Source organism: Arthrobacter sp. 05T423, assembly GCF_056396245.1.
This window is the reverse complement of sequence record NZ_JBFTLC010000010.1, coordinates 25,844-50,679: the sequence shown is the minus strand read 5'-3', so window position 1 is coordinate 50,679 and position 24,836 is coordinate 25,844. Positions and strand designations below refer to the sequence as shown.

Sequence of the window (24,836 nt, the reverse complement as noted above, 5' to 3'; positions counted from 1 at the left end):
GTGGAGCGGGCGCGGGAAGTGGGCGCCGGCATTCTGGAGCACGTCACCGACAGGAATTATTCCGGGCAACAGGTTGAATGTGTGGTGGCCGTTACGGTCGACTCCGATTTCGCGGATGTCTTCGAAGTTAAAGAGGCGCGGATCCAGCGGCGTTGGCACGAGACCCGGAAACGTAATGGAGATTCATTGGTCGTCCGAGGCATTCAGTTGGCAGGACGAAAGCAAAGGCGTCGTCATCAACACCTAGGGCGGAACTCTCATTGCAGATGCGCTAACTTTCACCGCAGCCATTGCCCCCACGGCGCCCGGACAACGGAACTAAGCGTGGTGCCGGTCCGGGGAAGCACGAGCGATGAAGTAGCCTGTGGGCATACGGCCGACGGGGGACTATCGCCACAGGACCGCCGCCGACAAGAATGGGTGTCCAAGATTCCCATGCTACGACTGGGAAACCTCTCGATTCAGCGGACCTTGCAGCGCAGCTACGATGACCTGGACGCCTTGCACCGAGGACCCGAAACATCCAGGTCGGGTCGTGGTGGCTGCCAGTGCACCTCGGTTCATGACACTGTTCGGACGGGACTCGCTATGGGCATCGGTCATGGCGCTGCCTGTTGATCCGTCGCTCGCGCTGGGCGCACTGCAGACGCTGGCGGCCCCGGGGCCGCCAGGTGTGGACCACTTGAACGAGGAAGAGCCCGGCAAGATTCTGCACGAAGTGAGGCTTGATGTATCCAGTGGGCTCGCATTAGGCGGGAAATCGGCGTACTACGGCAGCGTCGACGCCACAGCCCTGTTCTTAATGGTGCTCGGTGAGGTCAGCCGCTGGGGTTTTAGTAAAGACACCATCGCCGCGCTGCAGCCCCATGCGGAACGTGCACTGGACTGGATCCGAGACTACGGGGACAGAGACGGAGATGGCTTTCTGAAGCATCAATTTAAGGGACAATTTTGGCTGCCCGTCAGGGGCTACTACGCCATTGCTCTGGACCGGCACAAGAAGCCGGTAGATGCCTGCGCCTCCAACATGGGTCACTGTCTTGCAAGGGGCATCGGCGACCAGGAAGGCCCCGATGGTGGTGGAGCGGCTGATGGGGCCTGAGATGTTTAGCGGCTGGGGCGTTCGCACCTTGGCATCGGACATGGGCGCCTACAACCCAACCAGTTACCACAACGGCTCAGTCTGGCCGTACGACAACGCAGTCATTCAGGTCGGCCTCATGCGCTACGGCTACACCGCCGAAGCGCAGCGGATCTGCACCGCACAGTTAGAAGCCGCAGAATTTTCGGACGGGAGGCTTCCTGAATTGTTCTGCGGCCTCAGCCGTGAACAGTTCCCCGCCCCGGTGCCTTACCCCACTGCGTGCTCACCTCAGGCGTGGGCCGCTACTACCCCTATCATGCTGCTGACAACACGGATGCGATATGACCCGGACGTATCATTGGGCGGCGTTTGGATGGATTCCGCCCTCCCAGCGAACTACGGTGACCTCCATGTCAGCAACGCGCCGATAGGTCCTGGGCGGATCACCATCCACATCTCCCGCTCACACGTGTCGGTAACAGGCTTGCCCGAGGGCAAGACGTTTCACCGGGGGTACCTGCCCTGGGTGGGCGACCTAATGGAACGGTAACCCAGGGCCGTCAAGTAGAAGAGCGGTGACGACCCTTGCGGCCGCTGAAGGCACGGGGTCGACCTGGATCGGATGCCCGCCCATGGCCGGCCCTATTTGGAAGCTGCTGGTCTTTCATAGGGCACTTGCAGTCACAGACGACACCCTTGCCGCAGGAGGCCTGAAATTCTAGTGGTGACGGCATTACGGGGTGAGCACCCATGAGCCGGGCGTGCTTCAAGATGCAGAGGCACTTCTCGTTACTAACGCCTAAAGCAACCTCTTGACCTTGCCCGTTAATGAACGTTAAATAAGGGGATGCAGAGCACAGCTATCCCTCGGGACATTACGCGGAACGACGATTGCGGTCGCATCAACTGCGGGGCATGGAAAGTCCTGCCCCCACGTTTGGCCTGCCAAGAGCCATCGGACCAGCCGCGGCAGCGCAGGGGGTAACGAGGGGAACTCCGGAGGCCCGGGACGTGCTGGCAGTTCACCTGACATCCATCTCCGTTTTCCAAAGGCAGGTCGAGAAGCATGAACGAATCCGAAGAAGTTGCCCTTCGATCAAATCTCCAGCTCAAACTAACTACCTTCGATGACCCCCGTGTCGTCGAACGGCAAATTCATGAGGAATACACTAACCACTCCGTACCGACAACCGCGCGCCTGGGGAAATGGGGCGTCTTTAGCAGTTGGTCCTCAATTGCCAGCGCTATGGCCTTTCTCTATTACGGGGCGCTGTCCGCCAGTCTGGTAGGCGTGCAACAGGCCATCATCGGAATCGTGTTGGTTGTCGTAGCGTATTCGGTACTGGGAGCCAAGAGCGCGCGGGAAGCCATCCGATGGGGCCTTAACTCCACCCTGCTGGCACGAGAACTTTTTGGGCACAGGGCTGCGGCACTGGCACCTCTATTGGTGGCTTCAGCAGGGGTCTATTACGCCGTTTTTGAAAGTAGCGTACTCGCCGTGGCGTTGCAGTCCTTTTTCCAGGTCTGGGATATCCGCGTCTGGTATGCGATAGTCATCGCCGGCATGCTTCCGCTGATGCTCGGCGGCATGCAGACGTGGTTCAACAAGCTCAACGGCATCACGCTGCCGGTATATTTCTTCGGCATCCTGGCCGCGGTTATTGCGGCTGGCCTCCGGTTCGGCATGCAGGGAAACTGGTCGGGCTTCGAACCGGCACCGCTTTCCGGGATCCCCGGCTGGCTCACCGTGTTCGTCCTCTACATGGGGGTATGGATCCTGTTCCCTGACACGCAGGATGCCGCGCGCTTCGGACAACCAGAGGATACGAAATTCCATGAAAGGGTCAGCTTCGGCTGGATCTTTTATCTCATTGCGTACCTGTTCAATGGCCTCGCCGGCATCTTCATCGTGGCATTGGCTGCGCCGCAGGACAGTGTCACCGAATCCGGGGTGGTCCACGGGGTAATCGCCGCCCTCGGCCTATTAGGGCTTATAGTCATCATAGTTAGCCAGGTCCGAATCAATTCAGCCAACTTCTACTTCGCCAGCGTGAACATGGAACGGTTCGTCGCCCACTTCAGCCGACGCAACCTTTCCCGCCGCACATGGGTCATTGTGCTTCTAGGCCTCGTATTCATCCTGATGTTCACCAACGTCTTCAGCTACATCGCACTAGCACTGGCCTGGCAAGCCGTACTCGTCGTGTCGTGGGTAGGGATCATGATCGTGCACTGGCTGCTGGACAGAAACAAGGAACCGGAATTCCGGCCCGCCCGGCTTCAGGCAGTTTCTCCGGGCTTCGGTGTCTGGGTATTCTCCTCAGGCCTGGGCATCACGCTGCTTCAGTTCCCGGCGCAACTGCCAACACTTTCTGCGCTGGCACCGCTGATTTCTCTTGCAGTGTCAATGCTTCTGTACTGGGTCATCCGTAAATCAGGACTCACCGCCAGGAAATCCGGCACGGCCGATGCAGTACGCGCACAAGTTTCGGACCTCTGGGGTAAACGTGTCGGATGCGAAGGATGCGGTCTGAACTATGTGGCCTTCGAGATGGATACGACACGCTCGGGCGACCGCGCCCTGTGCCTCGATTGCCAGGGGCGCACCGGTTCTTGAACCTTGAAAAGAATCTGCCGGCAGCCTGGTCGACCAGGCTGCCGGCAAACTTTTCCTCGGCCAGCTCGGACGCGTGCAGATAACTAGGGGAATGCCTCCGGCATGTGCGGGCAGCGACTGCTGGCCCAGCTGATGCCCCCCGACTACCGGGCCACCTGGGCTAGGGACCGTCGGGCATATGCGCATGGACGGGCATTGTTCATCGAGCGAAGGACCGGAGCCTGCAGTCCTCTGACCAATTTTCCATTCCTGCCGTTGGGAGCTAGGCATGCCAAAAGCATCGAAACCGCCGAGTGTAAGCCGGGAAAGAATTCTTGAGGCTGCCTCAAACCGGTTTATTCGTAGGGGATACCCGGGTACCACTCTAGGCTCCATTGCTGCCGAGATAGGGATAACAACGCCGGCAATTTATTGGCATTTCAAGTCGAAGGAGGAACTCTTCTCTGCTGCCTTGGAGCAGGTACTGATGAGCTTTGTGAGGCAGGTAAGGGATTCAGTAGATGCCAAAGACCCGGTTTCCCGCCTTGCACAAACAGTGGCAGCCCACGTGACCTGGCAGCTCAAGCAGGCGAACATCGCTTCCGCATACGCGGCTTCTGTAGCGGTGAAGCCACTTTTGGCCGGCCTGGGTGAAGGGCATCAGACTAACCTGACAGCAATTCAGCGGGAATATATGCGGGAATTGAGGGCGACGCTAGCTGACGGAAAGAGGAGCGGGCTACTGCAGTACCCGGACGAAGGAGTCGCCGCATATGCGATTGTAACCATGTGTGAATACGTGCATGTGTGGTTCAAACCCGGTGGACTGCTGACGGTCGAGCAGGCCACGGGACAGATGGTGCGACTTGCGCTGCGATCGGTCGGGGTGGAGGAGTGTCAATGGCCATTAGTATCTGCCCATCGGCCAGTTAAAGTGCCCGCTGATGGCCAGTAAAACTGCCCGGTGATGGCCAATAGATCTGCCCACTATGGTTCGGAGGGGGTTGGCCATCGTCGGGTCGTGTTAGTTCAGTTGGGTGACTCCCTTTCCGGCGAGGGCCTGGGTGAGGCGGATGGAGTCGCCGCTGGTTTGGCAGACGTGGGCGTGGTGCAGGAGCCGGTCAACGGTGACCGTGGCCAGGGTTTTGGGCATGAACTCGTCGAAGCCTGCCGGGTGCAGGTTCGAGCTGATCGCGACGGAGCGCTTTTCGTAAGCTGCGTCCACGACCCGGTAGAGTCCTTCGGCCGCGTCGGTGGCCACCGGGAGCAGGCCGATGTCATCGATCACCACGAGCTCGGCCCGCAGGATCCGGGTTACGGCGCGGGTGACGCTGTCGTCGGTGCGGTGGGCGCGGATCAGGGCGCCGAGATCTTCGAGCCGGAACCATGCCACACGCATACCGGCTTCGACGGCTTGCTGGCCGAGGGCTTCGAGGAAGAACGTTTTCCCGGTGCCGGAAGGTCCGCAGACGACCAGGTTTTCCCTGCGGGTGATCCATTCCAGGGTGCGCAGGGCCTGCTGGGTCGGGCCCGGGATGGACGAGACGGCGGGGTCCCAGGCCTCGAAGGCTTTTTCCGGTCGGGAAGCCTGCTGCTTTGCGTCGGGTGGCGAGCATGGACCGGGTCCGGCCCGCTGCTTCCTCGGCGAAGAGTGCCTTGATGATCTCGGCCGGTTCCCAGCGCTGGGCGCGGGCGGTCGCAATCAGCTCCGGGGTCAGGGCACGGGCGTGGGGCATCTTCAGTTGCCGCATCAGTGCTTCAAGCTCGGCCGGCAGCGGCGGGGCGGTGGTATTTGTGGTGCTGACCGGGCTCATCGGCTCTGCTCCTTCACGGCTGCGGATCCGGCACCCAGGCCGGCCCACGCGCCGGTGCCCTGGGTCAAGGACCGGGTCTCGTCCGCGGCGTGGGTGGTGATGCGCTCGGTACAGCTGCCGAGCTAAACCCGCGAATAAAGACGTCCCAAGACGGATCCAACCGTAAACCCTCGCATCACTACCCGGAGTTTTTGGTCTCTTGATGCAAAGTATCGGAGGCCTGAAGGCCTCCTGCTGACGCTCGGCGCGTCATGCTCGCGCTGTCGGCGAGGGATCCCGCCGCCATTGCCGGCCGCCAGTCTGAGGCGAGGCGCGCGGGTAACTTCATGAAAAGCCAAGAGTGCTTACCTCTTGACGCCTCTCCTTAATGAATGTTAAATCAAGACTAGGAAGGCCCTTGCGTGGAACAGAGTCCACGACCAGGCCCCCTCAGGCCAAATGCCCTAACAACCCTTAATGACGAGGAGAGTCATGACCAACATTGATTGGGACCGCGTAGCCAAGGGCGTCGCCCGTGAAAACAAGAAGATGATCTGGCGGCCGTACGGCATTCCCACGGTTATGGATCTGGAACACTCCTGCTACCACGATGCTCCGATCTCCGAGCCCTGGACGGACATCCCGGAACAGATGATCATTTCAGTGGCGATCACGGGTGCGTTCTTCCGCCAGGACCAGAACCCCCATCAGCCCATCACCCCCGATGAGATTCGCGCTTCGGCACGGGAAGTCGCTCTGGCCGGAGCCAGCGCAATCCACATTCACGTCCGGGACGAAGACGGCTATAACGTCCTGTCCCCGGAGCGGTTTGAAGCGGTGATCCAGCCCCTCCATGACGAGTTCCCCGACGTGCCCGTGGACGCCTGCCTTGTGCCGGCCCTGGACGGGGAATGGGAAAAGATGAACGACGTCCTGGAATCGGGTTTGCTTGATGCGGCGCCGATCAACACCACTGCGACCTACATTGGTGATTCCTTGTTCGTCAAGCCCACCCCCATCCTCCTGGAGAAGACCCGAAGGATCCTCGAGGCCGGCTCTGTCCCCGAGATCGCTGTCTACACTGACGCCGACGTCTCCAACGCCGACCGCTACCTGTTCAAGTCAGGACTGCTGAAGTCCGGTGCCGTCTGGCTGGTGCTGCCTGCCCTGCCCGGCTGCAGCCCGATGGAAAACCCGCGGCAGATGGTCGCAAGCCTGACCCGCACCGTTGAGGCCATCCGCGACGTCGATCCTGAAGCAGTGATCATGGTCTGCGCCGCCGGACGCGCCTCGACCTACCTGGCAACACTCGCCGCCGTCATGGGCCTGCACATCCGCGTTGGCATGGAGGACACCTACTTCAAGTGGCCCCACCGCGAGGACAAACTGACCAGCAATCTTGAGGCATTCCAGCTGGCCAAGCAGTTGGCAGAGGTTGTGGGCCGCCGCGTTGCCACTCCCTCAGAAACCCGTGCCATCATGGGCCTCAAGCCACGCGTGGAGGCCGCAGCAACCCGCTGATCGGAAAACTCACCCAGGCCCTGCTGCCCTGCCGGTCCAGAATAAACACGACGGACCGGCTTGGCAGCAGGGCCATCAGTTTGGGCGACGTGCCCCGCCAAAAACTCAAGAATTCAGGGCCAAGTAAGGTCTGCGCGCCTGGTCAAGGGAACGACCGAAGCGCCGCGGCCGGGCATGGAAGCACACTCGGGCTCAACGACAGCACGGTACAGCGCCATTAACTCCCCGCCTAACCCTCCACCTGAAGATATCGGCGTTTGCGCGGCTCGAGTTAGCACTCTGCCGCACAACTGAAATAGCGATAGGAAGGCATCCTCATGGTCAACGACGCACGCTGGGATGATCTCGTCGGCGTTCACGTACTGATCCAAAAGGGCGGCCGCACGGTGCGCAGTGGCCACGTGGAGGCGGTCACCGCAACTGCGGATGCACTCTGGGTCTCAGCGCAGGGACACGACTCCCGCGCCCTGTACGAAAAGGCAGAGGGCTATACGGTTCTGCCCTTGCAGACCAAGCAAGGGTGAGAATAAAAACCGGACGCTGAACCTGACCATCCATCGGCAGGCTGCATAAGAGAGGCCAGGTCGGTCGCCCGTTCCGCCGAACTTGATCCACTCGATGACTGCGCAGCTGGCGCTTCCCGCTGAGGCCTCAGCCAAAAAATGGCTCCGCGGGCTGTGGACAGTCCCAAACAACGTCAGGCCGCCTGGAACCACGCGCTTGATCTTCGTGTGTTGAAACGCCTAGGCCGCGCCCGCCTTACGCTCCTGACCGCCGACAGGGCGAAGCAGCTTCCACTGCGATTGAATGCACGTTCAGTTGAAGGAAGCTAAACGTGAGGAATTTCATGAAATCTCTTGACCGACGTCCTTCATTAACGTTCAATAAGGAGACTAGCAATAGGCTCATCGACTGGGAGACTCAAATGCCTAAGATCACTTATCACCACGCCAGCGGCGACGTCGACACCGTGGAGGTACCGGAAGGCACCTCCATCATGCGGGCGGCACTGACCAATAGCATCAACGGCATTGTTGGTGAATGCGGCGGCCAGACCATGTGCGCCACGTGCCATGTATATGTGCGCGGCGACATCGAACTCCCCGAAATTTCCGATGATGAGGACGAGATGCTTGATTGCACCGCAGACGACAGGCTTGGTAATTCACGATTGGGTTGCCAGGTGATCGCCGGCCGCGACTTCGGTGATATCGAGGTAACCCTCCCTGCGAATCAGAACTGATCGGAGATAGTCATGACCGTTGTTATCGTCGGCGCGGGCCACTCCGGGGTTCAGGCGGCCGAATCGCTGCGCCTGGAGGGCTATGAGGACGCGATTATTCTGCTCGACAAGGCTGACCACCTGCCCTATCAACGTCCCCCGCTGTCCAAGGACTATATGAAGGCTGGCGGCGACCCCAATCCCATGCCGTTACGGGGAGCCGCGTTCTATGCCGAACATCGCATTGATCTCCGCGGGGGGAGTGAGGTCGTAGGGATCGACACCGAGGCCCGGGTGGTCATCGTAAAAGATGGGGAGCCCATCCCTTACACCGAACTCATCATCGCCGCAGGCGCGGAGGCTAGACGTGCCCAGTGCGCGGGCACCGAGCTGGACGGAATCAACTACCTACGCACAGTCGAAGATGCGGAAGCACTTCGGTCCCAGCTCGAGCGGGGGAGCGGCCGAGTATTGGTTGTTGGCGCTGGGTTTATCGGCCTGGAATTTGCCGCGGTCGCCGCGCAGCGGGGGCTGGACGTGACCGTTATCGACTTTGCCCAGCGCCCCATGCAGCGTGTTCTATCGCCATCGATGTCGGACTTCTTCACCCAGATGCACACTGACCTCGGCGTGAAGCTGCATTTCGACGAGGGGCTTGACCATTTCATGGGTGAAGGTGGCCAGGTAACAGCGGTCGCCGGCACTTCCGGCGCGATTTACCCATGTGACTTCGCCGTGGTTGGACTTGGGGTTGTCACAGACGATGACCTTGCTGCAGTCGCTGGCATCAAGTGTGATCGTGGCATTCTCGTTGACGAGTACTTGCGTACAAACGTTCCGCACGTATACGCAATAGGCGACTTGGCGGTGTTCCCATCACGCCACTTCGGCGGCAATCTGCGGCTGGAATCGGTGCAAAATGCAGTCGACATGGCCAAGACCGTGGCTAAGACGGTGGCGGGTAACCCCTCGACGTACGACATCACACCATGGTTCTGGTCTAACCAGGGATCAGCGAAGCTGCAGATCGCTGGCTTGGCCGATCCTGCTGATGTGGTGATTGAGCGCGGTGACCGCGCACAAGGCAAATTTAGCCAGTTCCTCTTCCGAGACGGAAACCTCGTGGCCGTGGAGTCCGTCAATGCGCCCGCGGATCACGTGGCAGCGCGCAAGCTCCTCGAACACGACAGCGGTATCACCATGGAGCAGGCACGCAGCCATGCCTTCGACCTGAAGGGCTACGCGCGAAGCCTTCCGGTTCGGTGACAGCCTTCGCCGCGAGCACGCCAACGACGCGCCGTGGATATGAGACCTCGACGTAAAGTTGCCCGCTTTCTCTTCCTACATCATCTGGCACCGCCGGCGTCTCAGCCGCGGCGCCCACACTACAACAACTAGGGGCAGTCACATATGCCGATGCCAGCAGGGCTCGAACCCAACCCAACTACCGAACGCTTCGCGGATCTCGTCTCAGAGTGGGCAGACTCGTTTGGAAGACCATTTGCCATCCATTACGGCGATCCGGCCAAAGAGTACAAGGCCCTCCGCGAAGCCGTCGTTGCACTCGAATACTCTACGATCCGCAAATGGTACGTGGAGGGCCCGGATGCTGTCACTGCAGTCGACCAGGTGTTTTCCCGCAACGTCAAAGCGCTACGGGTCGGCGGCATCGCCTATGGCGTGTTCACCGACGCGGACGGTTTCATGATCGAGGACACGACGCTCGTCAAACTCTCCCCTGAGGCTGTTCTTGTGCTCGGCGGTGAGCACAAGACCCAGCAGCAGCTGGAACTGGCAGCGCCCGAGGGGACGACAGTCACAGACCGTCGTGCTGAGTTTGCTGCCGTATCGCTGCAGGGCCCTTCAAGCCGCACGCTCTTGCAGCGTCTCACGAACGCCGATATCTCCAATGCCGCACTGCCGTACTATGGTTCGCTTCTCGACGTTGAAGTGGCAAACGTCCCCGCAACGATCCTCAGACTCGGATTCACAGCAGAACTTGGCTACGAAATCATCGTGCCGGTCGAACACACAGACACACTCTGGGATGCAATCCTGGCCCAACGCGACCTGGGAATTGAGCTAATGGGCCTCGAAGCTATCCTCGTAGCCCGAACCGAGGCCGGCATGGTTATGAATGAGTATGAATACGACAGGTCAACCACACCGTACGAGTGCGGCCTGGGCTGGACGCTGGACTTCGACAAGGGGCCATTCCATGGACGGGATGCCCTGATGGCGAAGAAAAACAACGTTCCAACCCGTCTGGTAAGTGTGGAGACCACGGCACCGGCCCCCGGCCTCGACGGTCGACCCCTGCTCCTGGATGGACGCCCTGTCGGTCGGATAACCATGGCCGTTTCCTCACCCGTGCTCGGCGGCCGGACCCTGGCCCTCGCACGCATCGACACAGCGCATGCACGTCTCGGCACTGAGATCGACGTCGACACCGACCACGGGCCTGTCGCTGCACTGGTTCGACGGACGCCCGCCTACGACCCCGAGCGCACGCGAGTTAAGGGCTGACTATGGAACGCTACGTGCTTCGTGCCCGGGCTGTTGACCAGCCTGGCATCATCCACAAACTCACCGGCGGGATCGCGTCCACTGGCGGAAATATCCTGGACAGCGCGCAACACTTCGACGAAGACAGCGGGCAGCTCAGCGTAAGGGTGGAGTTTGAATCGGGGGCGGACTCAGAAGAGATCCGAACCGAGCTTATTGACCGGCTTGCCCGCTTCGATCCGATCGTCGAGCTCAGAAAAGTCAATGACAAACGACGCGCCCTGATTATGGTATCGAAGCTGGACCATTGTCTGGACGACCTCCTGTACAGGTATCGCAGAGGCGAATTGCCCATTGAGATTGCGATGGTCGTTTCAAACCACGAGGATCTGCGCAATTTCGTTGAAGCAGCCGGGTTGCCTTTCCATCACATCCCAGTCACTGCGGAGACCAAGGCGGCCGCTGAGCAGGAGTTGGCAAAGCTGGTGCACGAAAGTCGTACGGATTTCATTGTGCTGGCCCGGTACATGCAAATCCTTTCCGATGACTTCAGCGCACAGTTCGCCGGGCGCATCATCAACATTCACCACTCATTCCTGCCAAGCTTCAAGGGCGCAAAACCGTACCACCAGGCCCGTCAACGCGGCGTCAAGCTTATCGGCGCCACCGCGCATTACGTCACTGCGGACCTCGATGAAGGACCGATCATCGAACAGGATGTCGTCCGAGTCGACCATCGGAGCGGCGCGGAAAATCTGGTGGTGATCGGCCGTGACGTCGAGCGCAAGGTACTCTCCGAGGCCGTGCGGCTTCACGCCGACGATCGGGTTTTCCTTTCAGGAAACCACACAGTCATTCTCGGCTGACGGGGCCGTACGTCGACCGACGGACTTAAGGGTACGTCCCATCGGATACCTTGAAAGTCCGCCAGCCGGCCCATGGACCCAATCGATCTCACCGGAGAGCGCCTCGTGAGGGCTTTCCACCAGTCTTCACGACACAAGGAAAGAACGAAAGGATGTGCAGAACTAATGGGAAGCACTGCACCGCTAACCGACGCCACGGGTAATGGCCGATCCTTCTACAGGTTTGGAGGCGTTGCCCTGAACAGCTGCAGAGCTCTCCCGCCCGGGAATGGGGAACTCCCAGCCTACGAATATTACCCTTGGGACGATCCGGAATTTGAGCGGGACCCTCATCCCTGGTACACCCGCGCACAGGCAGAAGTGCCGGTTATGCGTGACGATTCCGGGGCCTATGTGGTGTCCCGCTACGACGATGTTATGGAATTCGGACTCATGCCTTGCATGTCCGTTGAACCGGGATGGGATGCGGCCGGGCCATGGTCGATTGCCAGTTCCACGATCATCGGTCGTGACGCACCGGATCACACCCGCTTGCGCCGGCAGACGAACAAGTGGTTTGCTCCAAAAGCGGTCCGCGACTGGGTGACCACGACAAAGGAGGTGACGAGCCAGATCCTGGACATGACAGAAGGGGGCAGGCTCGACGGCTGGCGTGACCTGTCAGTTATTCCTACGCACCGGACGATGTGCCGGGTGCTTCAGGTTGACGATGATGAAGCAATGGAAGTGATGGCTGAAATGGCCGACACGATGCCCATGCTGTCGGCCCGCCCCCGGCCCGGGACATGGGAGAAGGCTGCGGAGGGTTTTGACAAGCTGGCACAGCGCATTGATGCCATGCTGGATGGCCGCAACGCTTCAACGGCTGACGGGCTGACCGATGCCCTCCTCGAAGCGGAGCGGGAGGGGAGCATCTCGAGTGAGGAGATGCGGGCTACTGCCCTCCTGCTATACAGTCTCGGCCACATGGATGTCGGGTACCTCGTTGCCGCTGGCCTACGCGTTTTCGCCGAACTCCCCGAGGTCTACGAGGCATTCCGGGAGAACGAGGAATTACGTGATGCCATCATCAATGAGATTGTGCGTATCGATCCGCCGGAGCTTTCCTTCTACCGGACCACCCTGGAAGATGTCATCATCCGCGGAGTGCACATTCCTGCGGGCTCACGTATCCGGTTCATGATCAGTGCCGCAAACCGGGACCCGGAGTTTTTTGACCAACCACATCGCTTCGATTTCCACCGCCCCCAAACCCACAGCAAGAATCTGTCGTTCGGTCTTGGCCCGCACACCTGTGCTGGGCAGGGGTATGCCCGCGCTCAAGCCCGCACCATTTTTGAAGAGGTGGCTGGACGGTTCAAGTCAATAGAACTCGACGGCCCCTTCGAAATGGATAATACGGACTTCTCCCGCCATTACACGACATTGCCGCTCCGTTTAAGCAACTAGAGCTGGCGGGCGACACTGCAGCACCGGCAAAGGGCACCCGGAAGATTATCCGGGTGCCCTTTGATCGTAAAACATCTCGCACGTTTATGAGCTCAGGGCAGAAGTGCAGCCCAACGAAGGTCTTGGGGGCCGGCTCGGTAAGGCCGCGATGCACACGGCCGAGGGGAGACGTCCGTACCTGGCCTGGTGGGCCAACAGCGGCCCAGAAGCACAGGGGGCGCGCACGGTGCTCTGATGGTGTCTTGCCGCACAAACCTGCCCAGCGCAGCCGCGGAGAGCCGTCGATACCGACGATCAGTGGGATGGAAGACCCGGCACGCCGCAGGCGCGCGGCGGAAAGATTCCCGCCACGCGCCTGCCTTTGTTCTTACACTCCATTTGCCACCGTATGTGACTTATACAGGAGTGGCGGAATGCCTAGTCGTCGATCTCCCAGTACTCCAAGTTCTGGGAGGCGGCTCCTTCCGGGTTTGGCCCATAAATCCCCAGCATCCGTGCATACTTGGGAGCCCAGTAATAGCCGGTTTCCCCTGCCGGAACCCGGATCGTGTCACCTGGCCGGCCCACTACTTCCGTGTCACCGACCCGAATGTGGAGCTCCCCATCCAAAACGACACTCACTTCGTCATGGGGGTGATGATCTGCGAATCCCGCCCGATCCAGCTCCCATTCGGACATCGCGTAGGTGTCCCACCCTTCAGGCCTGGTGTTGAAAATCCAGCGAGCCTTCATTCGGGGGGTTCTGATGGAAACCTGCGTGAGAGGTGCGGAAACGACAATTTCGGGCTCAGCGGCATCGGGGCCGCTTGTAGTGGTGCTCATGGCATGTTCCTCCGTTAAGTAAAAGGGTCAGGAAAGGCGCCGGCTGATCAATTAATTCGCTTGAGAACGCCAAGAGGCGCCCGTCGCCAAGAACGAGCGCCTCTTGATCCCCGCTCACGCACTTTGATTACGAAAGCCGGACGGTAAGTCCTTCGCAGTTCCTATGGCGATCGGAAAAAACCCATTCGGGTTCACCGATGACCTCGATGTTCTCCACCCGCTCGGCAAGCACATCAAGTACTGCCCTCATTTCGACGCGTGCGACGCCCTGGCCGCAGCAACTGTGTGTTCCTGCACCAAAGGCAATCGCCATACTCGCTGCCGGCGGCCGCGTCCAGTCGAACCCGTCAGGGTCTCGGAATACTTCCGGGTCACGCACAGCAGCACCAAGAATAAAACGCACTTGAGTGTTGGCCGGGATCTGGACGCCACGGATTTCATAGGGCTCTGTTGTATAGCGGTCCACGAGCACTTCGGGAAGGGCCCTACGGAAAGCCTCGTTGATGATGGCTGTGCGCGCATCCGGATTCTCGCGGTATTCCTTCCACGCCTCGGGGTAGGCTGCCAGGTCGGCCAGTGCAGAGGCCATGCAGTACCCGGGGTTATGTGCAGCAGAGCCCCAGAGAATCTGAATCGATTCCTTGAGTTCTCGCTCGGTTAGCCCGCCCTCATCGGTGATCTGGATCATCGCGTCCAAGAGGCCGTCTCCGGGATTTTTCCGCTTCTCCTTGATGAGACGATCCGCGTTGAACATCATGAACCCGAACCCCTCCCAGGCCCTGGTTTTTTCATCTTCCGTCGGCTCCCACCCCAACGAGTCCATAGTCTGGTTGGTCGCCAGGATGTAGGGCATTCCATCTTCCCGGGGGATGCCCAAAGCCGCCGCCATCGCGTCCTGGGCAGGCTGCACCCCTAGATCACGGTGGGCATTAATAATTCCGTCGGGCCCCATCCTGTCGAGGGCTGCACGGGCAGACTCGGCCGCCACTTCACCCATGCCCTTCGTGGCTTTGGGGGTCAACCACTTTCTGAACGACTTGTGGATCCGCGTATGCGTCTCCCCTTCAGTGAGCAAGACTGAGTTGAGGTTTGACGCCCACGGGCTGTCGCCAATGCCTTCGGGCGGCACCGCCACAAGTGAGGGATTCTTAAGATGTTCCGTCACGTCGTCGTACCGGGAGACAATAATGGTTCCGTTTTCTAGTTTGAGGATGGGATATTCCTCACGAACCCGCGCGAACCACGGCCAGGGTGCCTTGATGAACTCCTGGTCCCTCCAGGGGAGGAGGTCCACGCCTGGAGGTGCGGTTATCGATTGCTGTGTAGCTGTCACAGTATCTCCTTCATCCTGTTCCGGGACATTGAACAGGAGCTTTCTTCGGCTGATCGGTGCTGTCCCTCGAAAATGCCCCGGATGCTAGTGGCGACCTGGGGAGGGGACGCCCTGAAGTTGGTTGTTAGATGGGGTTTCTTGCGGCCGTCAACCAGCCACCGTCAATGACCATGGCGGCGCCGTGAATGAATGCCGCGTCCTCACTGGCCAAATAGACTGCCATCCGGGCTATTTCGCGTGGTTCACACCACCTGCCGGCCGGCGTGCGCGCGATCTCGGTTTCGCTGTCCGGCAAAGTGTCCGAACCGCCTTCAGGCATGGTCAGGCCGGTGGCCGTTGCCCCTGGGCAGATCGCATTGACCCGAATTCCCTGGCGCCCGTAGTCAAACGTGAGCTGACGGGTCAAGCCCAGAACTCCGTGCTTGGAGGCCGTGTAAGCAGTGCCGCCGCCCGCCGCGCTAAACGCTGAAATCGAGGCAGTGTTGATGATCGCGCCCCCGGATTGCTCAAGCATGTGGGGAATAACGGCACGGGACATCAGGAAAGGCCCCGTCAGATTTACGGCGAGCGTTCGATGCCACTCGGCAAGTGAGATCTCATGTGCTGGTCGGAAGCTGTCAATGATGCCCGCGTTATTGCAAAGCACATCTACGCGCCCTGCCCATCCACGCACCTGCCGGATGGAAGCTTCCACCGATTCAACATCAGAAACATCGACCTCGACCGCCAATGCCCTTTCAGGATTGTCTAGGCCCTCGACCGTCCGCTTGGCACCTACAAAATTGATATCAAGTGCAGCCACCCGTGCGCCTTCAGCCACGAACTCCTGAACCATGGCTTGGCCCATGCCGGACCCCGCGCCCGTAACAACCACGACCTGGTCTTCAAACTTTGTCAAAAGACACCGACTTCCCGCCGCTTCAACTTTGAGCGGCACTACGATTCTTGGGTTTCATTGCTGACCATCACCGACCGGGCAGCGCTTCTGTCTCAGCAGCCGGACCCTGCTACGCCCGGGCTCATAGTGCGACTGCCATGAACGTTTGCGTGATCCACGTTTAGTATTGTCGATTCAGCTTAATGATCGTTAAGCAACGCGTCAAGGGATAGCCGTTGAGCAAGTCAACGGAAAGTGCCCAAAGGCAGGTCTACCACCTCCTGACCGGCCTGCTGGGTGAGAAGTATGCGCCCTGCCCCTGAAATGTGGGATCTACTTCACACGAGAGCCTTGACAAGGGGAACTTACTTAACATTCAATAAACACAATCTTTGGTGCCGCTTCTGAGACTCTTTTAGCTCCAGATCGGACCATCCATTTCAGCAGGGAGAATCTCATGGGCTATCAGGTCTCCGCGGACACCGGTGGAACATTCATCGACGTTGTCGTGCAGGATCCAACAGCGAAGCAGGTGATCGGCAAGTCACTGACCACGTATGACCGGGTCTTTCGCGGCATGTCGAAGGCGATTGAGGTCGCCGCTAACGAAATCGGGATGTCGGCTAAGGAGCTTTTGGCCGAGACCGACCTGTTTATTTACGGCACGACCCACGCGACCAACGCCATCGTGACTCGCAAGGATCTCGCCAAGACCGCTCTGCTCACCACCGCGGGCTTTGAGGATGTACTCGTTCTCAAGGAGGGCGGCAAGCAGGACGGATACGACTTCGGCAAGCGGTACCCCGATCCTTATATTCCCCGGCGCCACACGTTCGGCGTCCGCGAACGAATCAACTCGGAGGGCGAGGTCGTCGTCGAACTCGACGAGAAGGATCTTCGCGAAACGCTGAAGACCATTCGGGAGGACGGCTTCGAGGCCGTTGCTGTCTCGCTGCTGTGGTCCGTAGTCAACCCTGCCCACGAGTTGCGCGTCGCTGAGCTCCTGGCCGAGATCGCGCCCGGCCTGCCGGTGACGCTGTCGCACAAGATCGCACCCATCGTCAGGGAGTACCGCCGGACTTCAGCTGCAGCAATTGATGCCTCCCTTAAGCCCCTGATGCAGCAACACTTCAAGCAATTGGAGAAGGACCTTCGCGAGTTCGGGTACAAGGGCGCCATTCTGGTCTCCACGAGCATGGGCGGGGTGATGAACATTGAGGAGGTCATTGAGTCTCCGATTCACACAGCCCGCAGTGGTCCGTCAATGGCCCCCCTGGCCGGCCTCAACTACTCGCTTCAGGAAGGGCTTGGCGGTGACATGATCGTCGCCGACACCGGAGGCACTACCTTTGACGTCGGGCTGTCCCGTGACGGTACGGTCGTGCACTCACGTGACACGTGGATTGGGCCCGAGTGGGAGGGCGACCTCCTCGGAATCTCCTCGGTGGACATCCGCTCCATCGGAGCCGGTGGCGGTTCCATCGCATGGGTGGACGAAGGAGGCCTGCTTCGTGTTGGTCCCCAATCGGCCGGATCCGAACCCGGGCCGGCCTGTTACGGCAACGGCGGCATTGAACCGACGCTTTCTGACGCTGCCTGCATCCTGGGCTACTTTGACCCGCATTACTTCCTGGGCGGTCGCATGCAGTTGGATGTCGACGCGGCAGAAGCAGCCATTGGAAAGGTCGCCGCCCAGCTCGGGGTAAGCGTGCTCGAAGCTGCCTGGGGAATACTGTCGCTGGCAAGCGAAGCGATGGTCAAGGCCGTGCACGAAATTACCACCGTCCAGGGCCTCAACCCTCAGGACAGCACCTTGGTGGCCGGCGGCGGCGCTGCGGGCATCAACATCATGCAGATTGCAAGCGAACTGGGATCACGCCGGGTCATCCTGCCAAAGGTAGCCTCGGCTCTATCAGCTTCGGGAATGCATTTCGCCGACATTGTCAAAGAGGAGTCAGCTGCCCTCATCACTTCCTCCGATGACTTCGCGGCGGCAAGCGTAGAGAAAGTCCTCCTGGGCCTTGAAGCACAGCTAGAAAAGTTCGCTGGCAGGTTCAGCGAAAACTACCCTGACTACCGCATGGAGTTCGGCGTCGAGGCCCGGTACAAGGGCCAGATTTGGGCAATCGATGTGCCGCTCCAGTCGGCGCAACTGAGCTCGGAAGACGATCAGGAGCGCTTGTTCAGTACATTCCACGACCTGCACGAACGAGTGATGGCTGTCCGCGACCCCGGTTCGGCCATAGAATTCCTCAACTGGCGAGCCCGGGTAACGGTTAATATTCCCCGGGCACAGCGGGAATTCGCAGGTGCCGAAGAACACGTGGGCAGCTCTTCTTCCAAGCGGACGTGCTACTTCAGTGGCACAGGAAAAATTGAGACCCCGGTGTTCAAGCCGGCTGACCTCGTTCCCGGCACGAGGGTGAGTGGCCCGGCAGTGATTGAGGAACCCACGACAACCCTTGTCATCTACCCCGGGATGGCTGCCCAGGTAGCGGCCACCGGAAATTACCTGCTTCACATTGAGGAGGACGAGGCATGAGCAAGAACTTTGATGCTATCCGTACTGCAGTCATTGCCAACAAGATCGACGGCATCGTGCGGGAGATGACCAACACGCTTTTGCGCTCGGCCCGCTCTGCCGTCATCAACAGCGCACGGGACTTTTCCTGTGTGATCCTGACCGCTGACGATGAGCTGCTGGCAGCAGCCGAGGGAATTCCCGTTCATGTTTTCGGGGCCCAGCTCCAGGCCCAGGCCCTGCGGACCGCTCACCCCGAGCTGCGCGAGGGAGACGCCTACCTCGATAACAACCCATATGTCGGTAACTCCCACGCCGCTGACCACACGATCCTTGTTCCGGTTTTCGTCGATGGTGAGCACCTGTTCACGGCCGTGACGAAAGCTCACCAGGCCGACATCGGCAACTCGATCCCCACTACCTACCACGCTGCAGCCAAGGATGTTTATGAGGAAGGCGCACTGATCTTCCCCACAGTAAAGGTGCAGTCCGACTACGAGAATGTCGACGATGTCATCCGTATGTGCCGGAGCCGCATCAGGGTCCCCTCACAGTGGTACGGAGATTATCTGGCATCTGTGGGCGCTGCCCGCATCGCCGAGCGCCGCCTGAAGGAACTCGTCGCCAAATACGGCATCGAGACGGTCAAAAAGTTCATGCGCGACTGGCTGGACTACAGCGAGAAAATGATGACCAAAGCCATCGAAAACCTGCCGGCCGCCAAACTGCACAACACCGGCCGGCACGACGCCTTCCTGCCGTATCTTCCCGACGGGCTGGAAATCGATGCCAGGATTGAGATCAAACCCGAGGAAGGGCTGATCCACGTTGACCTGACCCATAACGGGCCCAACGTCGACTGCGGGCTCAACCTCACTGAGGCCACCACGCGCGCAGCAGTCTTCAGCGGAATCTTCAATGCGATCCCGCTAAGGATCCCCAAGAACTCCGGCGCTTTCAGGCGGGTAGTTATCGACATGAACGAGGGTTCCGCTGTAGGAAAGCCGCTTTTCCCGCACAGCTGCTCGGTCGCGACCACGAACGTCACCGACCGGCTGATCAACTGCGTGGGCGCCGCCTTCGCACAGTTGGGGGAGCCATACGGGGTCGCCGAAGGCGCCGTTGGCGTGGGCGTAGGTTACGCCGTGCTGTCGGGGACGGACAGGCGCAGCGGTGAAGCCTTCGTAAACCAGGTCTGTGTCACCGCCAACGGCGGCCCGGGCAGCGCCCACGCCGATGGTTGGGTCACCTACGGGGTTCCCTGTGTCAGCGGACTGATGTACCGGGACTCGGTGGAGGTCGACGAAGTCAAGATGCCTATCCTCTACAAGCATCTCCGACTGGTGGCCGACACGGGGGGAGCTGGCAAGTTCCGCGGCGGCCCTTCTTTCGAACTCGCCTACACCCCCAAGGCCGACCCAATCACCGTCATCTATCCCTGCGATGGTCAGGTCAACCCCTCCAAGGGCGTGGCCGGTGGCTTGCATGGCAGGGTAGCCGAAGCTTGGCTGGAGAAGGCCGATGGCTCCCGTGAAAAGCTCGCCAACACCGCAACCGTCGTCCTGAACCCGGGCGAGACAATCCACGGCTTCGATGCATCTGGCGGTGGATACGGCTCACCGCTGGAGCGGGACCCAAGCCTGGTCCTGACAGACGTCCTTGAACTCTGGGAGACCGTAGAACATGCCAAGACGGTCTACGGCGTCGAGGTCGTGACAACTGACAACGGTCTTGCTGTCGATGAAGCCGCCACGTCTCGTCGCCGCGCCGAAATGGCAGCGGCCAACTGATTGACAACAGCTGTCCGGTTGCCGGGCCGGCGGCGCATAGCCCCCGACCCCGGCCGGCCGGACAATGTCCGTCCACAATGACACGGACGCCGGCACCTTTACGCGGGTAACCGACACGATAGGCACTCCGCTGCGCAGTCAGCACAGCAAAACAGGACTAATCAACGACGATTGAAAGAGGTACGGACAGTGAGCAAGCCGACAGTGGTAGTGCTTGGGGCCGGCGGCGCGCAGGCGTCAGGATTGTTCCGTGGTTTAGGCCGGTCCTCCACGGAATTGCGGCTAATTTGCTGTGACCGCCAGTTCCGTGCGGACACGGTCATCGACGCCGGAAACCAGGAAGTGCACCAATTGGAGTTTGACCTCTTGGCAGACTCCGCCAAATTGCACGAGGTTCTGTCTGACGCTGACCTCGTTGTCAACTGCACAGGTCCCTACTACACCTTGGGGCCGGTGATCCTTGACGCCGCGATTGCAGCAGGAACCGACTACGTGGACATCTGCGATGATGCGGACGCCACCGAACTGCTGCTGCGGCGGGACGGGGCGGCCAAAGACGCAGGAGTGACCGCACTCATCGGAATGGGTTCGGCCCCCGGGACGACCAACGTTCTCGTCCGGCTCGCGCTCGACTCGCTGCCACCCGGTGACGCACGCGCGTCCATCACGTGGTGTGTCGACGCAAGCGACATGGTCGGCGCAGTAGTACCCCACTTCGCTCATTCCTTCAGCACCGCCATCGCCGAGGCCGGAAGTACTCCCGCCTGGGAGGACCTCCAGCCGTCCCGAGTGAAATTCCCCGAACCTATCGGGGAGCAGCTCGTGGTGACGTTGAGCCATCCTGAAGTAATCACCCTTCCCAGATTTACGCGGGTTACTGAGGCCACGAACCATGGAGGGCTGATTCCCGAGGACTTCACTCACCTTGGCTGGGTAATTTCACGGCTACCCGAGAACGAAAACAGGACGGCGGCCATGCACGCCATCTTCCAGACGGCCCGCGTCCAGCACGCGGACCGCGAACCGGTCGGAGCCGGACTGATTGTTGATGTGCGAGTTGGTTCCGAAGGCATCACTTTCCTATCGGGCGGCAAAATGAGCCAGGAAGATGCGACCGGCACACCCGCAGCAGCCGGAGCGCTTGTAGCCCTGCAGGGGCGCGTGCCCGGCCCCGGCGTGGTGTCCCCAGAGGTTCTCCATCCGGCCGACTTCTTTGCGTCGCTCCGCCAAGTTTCAGCAGGAGGTGGCGGTATGACGGCCTATCGAACGCGCAACGGCGAGGTTCTTGAACATATCCGGATACGTGACCTCCTGACCGCCCTGACTGCAGTCGGGTAAGCACCGACTGCCCAGCGCGAAACCACCTCCCATAGAGGTTGTGCAGCATAACGGCACAACCTCTATAGCGACTCCCGCCAGCTTCAGTCGTCCACGTAAAGAGGACCTGTCGAAGCGTGAGAGGGTCCAAACGAAGCATCTGACGCTGCAGTAGCGGACGCCTGCAGCGTCAGGTGCACCGCAAGTCTTGCTGCGAACATGCTTGACGAAAGTGCCGGGCTCAATTCCACAATTGAATGTACGTTAATTAAGCAACTGGGGAGGAAGGCCACGTGACCAAAGGGGCGGCAATTCCTGTTCGCCGCCATTGGTGTGGTACCCATCGAATCCCGCCAAACGCTGCGCTAGCTACGAAGGAGTACGCGCTCTATGAAACAGCACCGTGACGATAGGCCCTTGCCTTTCCCAACGCTTTCGGCAGCGCTTGCCCATTGGGCTGCAAGCACTCCACGCGCACTTGCCTTGACTGCCGCGTCCGACGAGCTTACCTATGCGGACCTGTCGAGAAGAGTTTCTCGCTGTGCTGGATGGCTGGCCGAACAGGGCGTTGGGCCCGGTGATCGTGTCGTGATTGTTGGGCACAATACACTTGCCTGGGTTGTTCATTATTTGGCCGTTCTTTCGATGGGAGCGGTCATCGCTCCGGCGAACAACAGGTTGAACCCTGCGCAGTTCGCAGATCAGGTAGAGCTGCTGGGGGCTGTACTGGTGTTGGCGGACGAGGAACATAGGGATACTGTGGCCCGCGTGCCTGCACAAAGGGTCAGGGCTCTGAGCGAGAACAACGAGAGCGCAGCCAATGCGACGTTCCCTTCTCCTGACGCAGAAGCACCAGCACTTGTCAGTTTTACCTCCGGAACCACGGGGAAGCCAAAGGGAGCAACCCTAACCCAGGGGGCATTAGCTGAGGCTTCCTGGGCCTTCGTTCGCGTCCTGGGCACTGATAATACGGACTCGACTCTTGTCGTCGTGCCGATGTTCCATAACACTGGCTTTGTGGATCAGCTGGGACACATGCTGCTCCTGGGTGCCCGCACTGATCTGCTGCACAAGTTCAGCAGGGTGGCGGCGGTTGAGGCCCTATTGGCCCGGCCCGTGACTTACTTGGCGGCCGTGCCGAGCGTCATCCGGCTCATTATGCTTGCTGATGGGGCTGATACCGCCCTGGCGCCGCTTCGCACCTTGCTTTATGGGGGATCGCCGATGCCGGCACCATGGATTCAGGAATTACTGGAGCGCTGGCCCCGGATTCGCCCCTTTCACGGCTATGGAATGACCGAGTACGGATCCGCCGTTTCCTTCCTCACCCCGGAATATGCCCGGGACTTCGGAGAATCTGTGGGCTTCGCTGTGCCTGGGACGAGCATTCGTATCGTCGGTGATAACAACGCTGACGTCACGCCAGGAGATGTGGGTGAGTTGTGGGTTAAGGGCCCCACAATCATGCAGGGTTACTGGCGTCAGCCCGAACTCACCGCTTCCAAAATTCACGATGGCTGGCTTCGTACCGGCGACCTTGCAAGGCTGGATGATGGTTTGTATTACATTGAAGGCCGGGTCGATGACGTGATTAACCGCGGCGGTGAAAAGGTGCTTCCCGCCCATGTGGAAGGTCTGCTGGCTAGCATTCAAGCCGTAGGCCAGAGCTGCGTGTTCGGTGTTCCCGACCCAATAATGCAAAATCGGGTTTGGGCAGCCGTGGAGCAGCGGCCCGGTGAGACTTTTGATCCAATCGCAGCCCGTGAAGCTCTAATCCCGTTGCTTCCGGACTACGCGGTCCCGGAACGGATTGAAATCCTCAACCCCATGCCGAGGACGGCCAGCGGCAAAATCGACCGGCGTGCCGTCGCTGCCCATTTCAAGGACCTGGCGATGCGGGCTCTCGCGCCCCGCGCGTGATGCTTCGGCCATAACTAGGGACGGCCGGCTTCTGATGCTCGCGTTTGTTGCATGCGAGTATCAGAAGCCAGCCGCACGAGGTCTTGGTAGTGTCATCAGTCTTAGGGGCTTCTATTGCCTAGGCTCTGTAAGCTGGCCGGATCATCGGGGCCTTGAACGTACACAGAGCCTGCTCCCCGGCGGGGACAAGTGCGGCGGGCCCCCTGGCACGAGTGCCCCGTTTGGGAATGGAACCCCGGCGCTGGCTAAATTGAAGCCTAAACGGCTTCTAACGCATTAGCGTATGCAGAGGCCCCGACCATGTTCCTGACGAGACTTTCGTAGCGGTTGGCAACCGCCGCAACAGACATTTCTCCCTGGGGATCGAACCACGTAAACACGTAGTCGCACACTGTGATGATGGCGAAAGACGCCGTCTTGACGTCATCCACACGCATGACACCTCGATCCTTTCCGGCCTGGAGGACCTCTCGCACCTCTTGCACATAGTCGCGCTGCATTTTGAAAACGGGCTCGAGCCGTTCGCCCGGCAGATCATGGGCCTCGCCCTTGTATGTCATCGTGAGGTCGAAAGCGCGGGCAGCACCTAGCTGTTGAAGCTGCCAGGTAACGTGAGCGCGAACGATCTGACCCAAACGAAGCACAGGGTCGTCCTCCGTTATCGAGTCCCGGACATGGGCGAGAAAATCCCTCATGGCGGCGTCCAGCACCGAAACGTAGAGGTCGTCCTTAGAAGGGAAGTACCAGTAGATCGCTGGGGCAGAGACACCCAGTTCCTGGGCGAGGGCCTTCATGCTTGTTCCGGCATATCCATGCTGCAAAAACTTCTGCAGCGCCACTTTCATGACCCGGTCTCGGCTGATTGAGTCGCTGTTGACCGCGGGAGCCTTGCCCTTGCCGCCAGTTCTGGGAGCTGTTCGACTCGTAACCATGTAAATTCTCTTCTTCTTCTAGCGGCTGCAAACACCTATCGGCAGCTCTAGAGCTGCATGTCACGACTAGCTTAACGTTAAATAAGGAGATCCGGCCATGGTCAACCTGAATATTGGGTGTGGGCAAGTGGGTTGAAGTCGGCCTGCCTTACCCCATCGGCGTCGTGGGCTGCCCCGCCTCGGGTAGCCTCCCCCCTTCTTGAGTGGTTGTTCTGGCTATCGGGGAAACCCTCACAGGGTCAGTAGCGCGGAAGGTGCCGGGTCACCCGCGTGTGCGTGCCTCTACCT

21 protein-coding genes are annotated in these 24,836 nt (G+C 60.0%); 16 read left to right on the top strand and 5 right to left on the bottom strand.

Going from position 1 to position 24,836, the window contains the following annotated elements:
- The 5 genes from AC1DFE_RS10010 (at position 1) to AC1DFE_RS09990 (ending at position 4,635) form a co-directional block, all read left to right on the top strand.
- Entirely contained in the window at positions 1–618 is a 618-nt protein-coding gene (locus tag AC1DFE_RS10010; protein WP_476905744.1) for a glycogen debranching N-terminal domain-containing protein, read from the top strand.
- Positions 602–1,102: a glucosidase family protein gene (locus AC1DFE_RS10005; protein ID WP_476905743.1), complete on the top strand. Its 501-nt coding sequence runs from the start codon at positions 602–604 to the stop codon at positions 1,100–1,102. The genes AC1DFE_RS10010 and AC1DFE_RS10005 overlap by 17 nt, the downstream gene beginning before the upstream one ends.
- The gene (locus AC1DFE_RS10000; RefSeq protein WP_476905742.1) at positions 1,074–1,634 is read left to right on the top strand and encodes an amylo-alpha-1,6-glucosidase; all 561 of its coding nucleotides are present in this window, start codon (positions 1,074–1,076) and stop codon (positions 1,632–1,634) included. Before AC1DFE_RS10005 ends, AC1DFE_RS10000 begins: the two co-directional genes overlap by 29 nt.
- Positions 1,635–2,150: 516 nt before the next feature.
- Positions 2,151–3,701 carry a purine-cytosine permease family protein gene (locus tag AC1DFE_RS09995; protein ID WP_476905741.1) on the top strand — a complete coding sequence of 517 codons (1,551 nt, stop codon included), beginning with the start codon at positions 2,151–2,153 and terminating at the stop codon, positions 3,699–3,701.
- Between the two features lie 268 nt (positions 3,702–3,969).
- Positions 3,970–4,635, top strand: a complete 666-nt coding sequence (locus tag AC1DFE_RS09990; RefSeq protein ID WP_476905740.1) for a TetR/AcrR family transcriptional regulator — start codon at positions 3,970–3,972, stop codon at positions 4,633–4,635.
- A gap of 69 nt (positions 4,636–4,704) precedes the next feature.
- On the opposite strand, the gene AC1DFE_RS09985 is transcribed toward AC1DFE_RS09990, so the two are convergent.
- Positions 4,705–5,382: an ATP-binding protein gene (locus tag AC1DFE_RS09985; protein WP_476905739.1), complete on the bottom strand. Its 678-nt coding sequence runs from the start codon at positions 5,380–5,382 to the stop codon at positions 4,705–4,707.
- Positions 5,383–5,965: 583 nt separating this feature from the next.
- Here AC1DFE_RS09985 and AC1DFE_RS09980 point away from each other — a divergent pair.
- The 7 genes from AC1DFE_RS09980 (at position 5,966) to AC1DFE_RS09950 (ending at position 13,036) form a co-directional block, all read left to right on the top strand.
- The gene (locus tag AC1DFE_RS09980) at positions 5,966–6,994 is read left to right on the top strand and encodes a beta-keto acid cleavage family enzyme (RefSeq protein WP_476905738.1); all 1,029 of its coding nucleotides are present in this window, start codon (positions 5,966–5,968) and stop codon (positions 6,992–6,994) included.
- Between the two features lie 317 nt (positions 6,995–7,311).
- Entirely contained in the window at positions 7,312–7,518 is a 207-nt protein-coding gene (locus AC1DFE_RS09975) for a hypothetical protein (RefSeq protein WP_476905737.1), read from the top strand.
- A 401-nt stretch (positions 7,519–7,919) separates the two neighbouring features.
- The gene (locus AC1DFE_RS09970) at positions 7,920–8,237 is read left to right on the top strand and encodes a 2Fe-2S iron-sulfur cluster-binding protein (RefSeq protein ID WP_476905736.1); all 318 of its coding nucleotides are present in this window, start codon (positions 7,920–7,922) and stop codon (positions 8,235–8,237) included.
- Between the two features lie 12 nt (positions 8,238–8,249).
- A complete protein-coding gene (locus tag AC1DFE_RS09965; protein WP_476905735.1) occupies positions 8,250–9,482 on the top strand; it encodes an NAD(P)/FAD-dependent oxidoreductase in 1,233 nt (410 codons plus the stop codon).
- Between the two features lie 144 nt (positions 9,483–9,626).
- Entirely contained in the window at positions 9,627–10,742 is a 1,116-nt protein-coding gene (locus AC1DFE_RS09960) for an aminomethyl transferase family protein (RefSeq protein WP_476905734.1), read from the top strand.
- Between the two features lie 2 nt (positions 10,743–10,744).
- Positions 10,745–11,587 (top strand): formyltetrahydrofolate deformylase, encoded by an 843-nt coding sequence (purU, locus tag AC1DFE_RS09955; protein ID WP_476905733.1) that lies wholly within the window; start codon positions 10,745–10,747, stop codon positions 11,585–11,587.
- A 369-nt stretch (positions 11,588–11,956) separates the two neighbouring features.
- The gene (locus AC1DFE_RS09950; RefSeq protein WP_476905732.1) at positions 11,957–13,036 is read left to right on the top strand and encodes a cytochrome P450; all 1,080 of its coding nucleotides are present in this window, start codon (positions 11,957–11,959) and stop codon (positions 13,034–13,036) included.
- 417 nt (positions 13,037–13,453) lie between these two features.
- On the opposite strand, the gene AC1DFE_RS09945 is transcribed toward AC1DFE_RS09950, so the two are convergent.
- The 3 genes from AC1DFE_RS09945 to AC1DFE_RS09935 all read right to left on the bottom strand — a co-directional run bounded on the left by AC1DFE_RS09945 (position 13,454) and on the right by AC1DFE_RS09935 (position 16,128).
- Positions 13,454–13,858: a cupin domain-containing protein gene (locus AC1DFE_RS09945; protein ID WP_476905731.1), complete on the bottom strand. Its 405-nt coding sequence runs from the start codon at positions 13,856–13,858 to the stop codon at positions 13,454–13,456.
- A gap of 127 nt (positions 13,859–13,985) precedes the next feature.
- The gene (locus AC1DFE_RS09940; RefSeq protein WP_476905730.1) at positions 13,986–15,191 is read right to left on the bottom strand and encodes a cytochrome P450; all 1,206 of its coding nucleotides are present in this window, start codon (positions 15,189–15,191) and stop codon (positions 13,986–13,988) included.
- 124 nt (positions 15,192–15,315) lie between these two features.
- A complete protein-coding gene (locus AC1DFE_RS09935) occupies positions 15,316–16,128 on the bottom strand; it encodes an SDR family NAD(P)-dependent oxidoreductase (protein ID WP_476905729.1) in 813 nt (270 codons plus the stop codon).
- Positions 16,129–16,525: 397 nt separating this feature from the next.
- Between AC1DFE_RS09935 and AC1DFE_RS09930 the strand changes: the two genes are divergently transcribed.
- The 4 genes from AC1DFE_RS09930 (at position 16,526) to AC1DFE_RS09915 (ending at position 23,616) form a co-directional block, all read left to right on the top strand.
- The gene (locus AC1DFE_RS09930; protein ID WP_476905728.1) at positions 16,526–18,610 is read left to right on the top strand and encodes a hydantoinase/oxoprolinase family protein; all 2,085 of its coding nucleotides are present in this window, start codon (positions 16,526–16,528) and stop codon (positions 18,608–18,610) included.
- On the top strand, positions 18,607–20,379 hold the full coding sequence (locus tag AC1DFE_RS09925) for a hydantoinase B/oxoprolinase family protein (RefSeq protein ID WP_476905727.1): 1,773 nt from the start codon (positions 18,607–18,609) through the stop codon (positions 20,377–20,379). The genes AC1DFE_RS09930 and AC1DFE_RS09925 overlap by 4 nt, the downstream gene beginning before the upstream one ends.
- Positions 20,380–20,568: 189 nt before the next feature.
- Positions 20,569–21,717: a saccharopine dehydrogenase family protein gene (locus AC1DFE_RS09920; protein ID WP_476905726.1), complete on the top strand. Its 1,149-nt coding sequence runs from the start codon at positions 20,569–20,571 to the stop codon at positions 21,715–21,717.
- A gap of 369 nt (positions 21,718–22,086) precedes the next feature.
- Positions 22,087–23,616 (top strand): class I adenylate-forming enzyme family protein, encoded by a 1,530-nt coding sequence (locus tag AC1DFE_RS09915; RefSeq protein WP_476905725.1) that lies wholly within the window; start codon positions 22,087–22,089, stop codon positions 23,614–23,616.
- Between the two features lie 257 nt (positions 23,617–23,873).
- Here the strand turns inward: AC1DFE_RS09915 and AC1DFE_RS09910 are convergent, their stop codons facing one another.
- Positions 23,874–24,461, bottom strand: coding sequence for a TetR/AcrR family transcriptional regulator (locus AC1DFE_RS09910; RefSeq protein ID WP_476905724.1), 588 nt, complete (start codon positions 24,459–24,461; stop codon positions 23,874–23,876).
- Between the last annotated feature and the right edge of the window lie 375 nt (positions 24,462–24,836).